This is a genomic window from Streptomyces sennicomposti, from assembly GCF_019890635.1.
GTDB classification, from domain to species: Bacteria; Actinomycetota; Actinomycetes; order Streptomycetales; family Streptomycetaceae; genus Streptomyces; species Streptomyces sennicomposti.
Genome location: NZ_JAIOAB010000123.1, coordinates 1 through 2,973 on the forward strand (window position 1 = coordinate 1; position 2,973 = coordinate 2,973).

The following is a 2,973-nucleotide window of genomic DNA, read 5'->3' on the forward strand; positions in this document are numbered from 1 at the left end:
GTCACTGGCTGTACCACCGGAGTCTCGTCGGTCGGAGGGTGTGGTGCGGGAACGCGGACGCCGTACGGCCCGGCGGGCGCCCCGCGTCAGAACGTGTCGTGCGGAACAGGGACGCCCCGGACGGCGGCGTCGTCGCGGTCCCGGCGGTCGGAGCCCCACCGTCGTGGACCGGCCGGAGGAGCAGGCCGGACTCGCCGTGCGCCACGGAATCCACCCGGACCTCCTCTGGTACTTGATCTCTGTAATACGGTACTCAGTACCGTTGGGTGGGGCAAGTGGTCACCAGGGGCCACGACGGGAGAGGATGAGCGGTCATGAGCAAGCCACCGGCGCGGATCCGACTCGCGGACGCCGCCTTCGCGCTGTTCGACGAGCGCGGATACGAGCAGACCACCGTCGACGACATCGCCGAACGGGCCGGAGTGGGACGCACCACGTTCTTCCGGCACTACCGGTCCAAGGAAGCGGTCATCTTCCCCGACCACGACCGGCTGCTCGAACTGATCCGTGACCGGCTGGCGACCTCCAGTCACCGCACCGCCCTCGTCGCGGTCTCGGACGCGGTCCGGCTGGTGCTGCTGCACTACATCGAGGAGGGCGACCTCGCCCGCCGGCGCTACGCCCTGACCAGCAAGGTGTCGGCCCTGCGCGACCGCGAGATCGCCAGCGTGGCCCGCTACCAGCGGCTGTTCCGCGAGTTCATCGCCGACTGGATGGGCGACCCGACGACGTCGGCGTCCCTGCGCGCCGAGCTGATGGCGGCCTCCGTCGTCGCCGCCCACAACCATGTGCTGCGCCGCTGGCTGCGCGGCGAGTCCGCCGATCCCGTGACCGAGCTGGACGAGGCGATGGGCGAGGTGCTCGCGCTGTTCCCGGCCCCGGGCGCCCGGCCGGACGGCACGGACGGCGGCACCACCGTCGTCGCCTTCCGCACCGGCCAGGACCTCGACGCGCTGCTGCCCTCGCTGCGGCGCCTGGTCGAGGGCGATCCGGGGCGTTGAGCGGGCCGACGCCGGACGCCGGGCGAAACAGCGCGCTCCGGGGCCGCGGCAGGCGTCCCCGGACCGACAGCTCGCGGGGGCCGACTCAGACGATCGCGCCCGCGGCGCGCAGTGCGGACAGCTCCTCGGCGGTGAAGCCCCAGTCTCCCAGGACCTCGTCGGTGTGCTGTCCCGGCTCGGCGGGCGGTCCCTGGATCGCTCCGGGAGTCCGGCTGAAGCGCGGCGCGGGCGCCGGCTGGATCACGCCCTCCACCTCGGTGAACGTACCCCGTTCACGCAGGTGCGGATGGCCGGGCGCCTCCGTCAGCGACAGGACCGGCGCGACGCACACCTCCTGGCCCTCGGCCAGCGCACACCACTCGTCCCGGGTGCGGGTGCGGAGCACCTCGGCGAGCGTGGTCCGCATCTCGGGCCACCTGGTCCGGTCGTGCTGGTCCGGCATGTCCTCCTCGCGCAGCCCGAGGAGCCGCAGGGTGTTGCGCCAGAACCGAGCCTCGTTGGAGCCGACGCTCAGCCAGCGGCCGTCCTTCGTCTCGTAGACGTCGTACCAGGGAGCGCCCGAGTCGAGGCGGTTGGTGCCGCGCTCGTCGTTCCAGTACCCGGCGGCGTGCAGCCCGTAGAAGAGGGTCATCAAGGACGCCGAACCGTCCACCATGGCCGCGTCGATCACCTGACCGCGCCCCGAAGTCCGGCTCTCCAGCAGCGCCGAGACCACGCCGAGGGCGAGGTAGAGGGAGCCGCCGCCGAAGTCGCCGGCGAGGTTGAGCGGGATCACCGGCGGTCCGCCCGCCCTGCCCACGGAGTGCAGCACACCGGTGAGCGACACGTAGTTCACGTCATGGCCGGGCGCCTGGGCCAGTGGCCCGTTCTGGCCCCACCCCGTCATCCGTCCGTACACCAGCCGCGGGTTGGCCGCCCGGCACTCGTCCGGGCCCAGGCCCAGCTTCTCCGCGACCCCCGGGCGGAAGCCCTCGATCACGGCGTCGGCGTCGCGCACCAGTCTGAGGACCGCCTCGACGGCCGCCCCGTTCTTCAGATCCAGTGCGGCACTGCGCCGTCCGCGGTTGAGCAGATTGAACCGCGGCTCGACCGGCGCGCCACCGTCATAGCCCGGCGGCCGGTCGATACGGACGATGTCCGCGCCGAGGTCGGAAAGGAGCATGCAGCAAAAGGGGGTCGGCCCCACGCCGCCCAGCTCCACGATCCTGACGCCCGCGAGCGGACCGCTCGGCTTTCCCGTCATCCCAGTCTCCCGTTCTGTCGCCGGGAAGGTATCCCGGGCCACGGGCCAGTTCAATTGCGAAATTCCGAACCGCGCTTTCGTGGAATGCGAACCGGTGCGTGTGCTCCGGCAGGAGGGCGCGCGCCGGTCGAGCAGGTTACGAACAGGTGAGGGCACGGCTCCGGGAGTCTCCTCGAAGACTTCCGGAGCCGTGCCCGGTCGGCTCGTCACCCGTGGATCAGAGGTTTTCCCCGAAGAAGGCGGTGAGCTTCTCCAGCGCCTGGTCGACGTACTTCGGCTGGTCGTAGAGGTCGTAGTGGCTCGCGCCCTGGACGACGAGGATGTCCTTCTTCTCCGAGCGGGCCCGGTTGAAGAGTTCCCAGCCGTCGCGGTAGGAGCCGAAGGCGCCCGGCACGTCGCCCACGACGACCTGCAAGGGCTGCGTGAGCAGCACCTCCGCCAGGTGGAACGCGTCGAAGCCCAGCGCCGCCTCCAGACCGGAGAAGCGCAGCTTGTTGGGCGAGTTCGGGCTCTGCGCCCGAGGCGTGCGGTAGTACTCGACGGCGTTGACGATGTCGACGTCGGTGACGCCGGCCTGCTCCCGCTCCTCGGGCGAGTCGGGGATATAGGTCGTGAGCAGGGCTTCCGCGCCCCGGGCCTCGGCCGTGCGCTGCCTGCCGAGCGCCTCCAGCGTCGCAAGGGCGCCGGACTCACGCATGATGCGGCCGTAGTTCGCGGCGACCACGGTGC

3 protein-coding genes are annotated in these 2,973 nt (G+C 71.5%); 1 reads left to right on the forward strand and 2 read right to left on the reverse strand.

The window, feature by feature from the left end; all coding sequences use genetic code 11:
* The first annotated feature begins 314 nt into the window (after window positions 1-314).
* Window positions 315-1,001, forward strand: a complete 687-nt coding sequence (locus tag K7787_RS31285; protein WP_009192233.1) for a TetR/AcrR family transcriptional regulator — start codon at window positions 315-317, stop codon at window positions 999-1,001.
* Between the two features lie 85 nt (window positions 1,002-1,086).
* Here the strand turns inward: K7787_RS31285 and K7787_RS31290 are convergent, their stop codons facing one another.
* Both K7787_RS31290 and K7787_RS31295 read right to left on the reverse strand, forming a co-directional pair.
* Window positions 1,087-2,244, reverse strand: a complete 1,158-nt coding sequence (locus K7787_RS31290) for a CaiB/BaiF CoA transferase family protein (protein WP_164393121.1) — start codon at window positions 2,242-2,244, stop codon at window positions 1,087-1,089.
* A gap of 217 nt (window positions 2,245-2,461) precedes the next feature.
* A partial coding sequence (locus K7787_RS31295) for an alpha/beta hydrolase (protein WP_223003699.1) occupies window positions 2,462-2,973 on the reverse strand: 512 nt, incomplete at its 5' end.

Bases quoted from the DNA above. Each gene is read 5' to 3' on its own strand.
- K7787_RS31290 (WP_164393121.1), bottom strand. From the start codon at position 2,244: ATGACGGGAAAGCCGAGCGGTCCGCTCGCGGGCGTCAGGATCGTGGAG.
- K7787_RS31285 (WP_009192233.1), top strand. From the start codon at position 315: ATGAGCAAGCCACCGGCGCGGATCCGACTCGCGGACGCCGCCTTCGCG.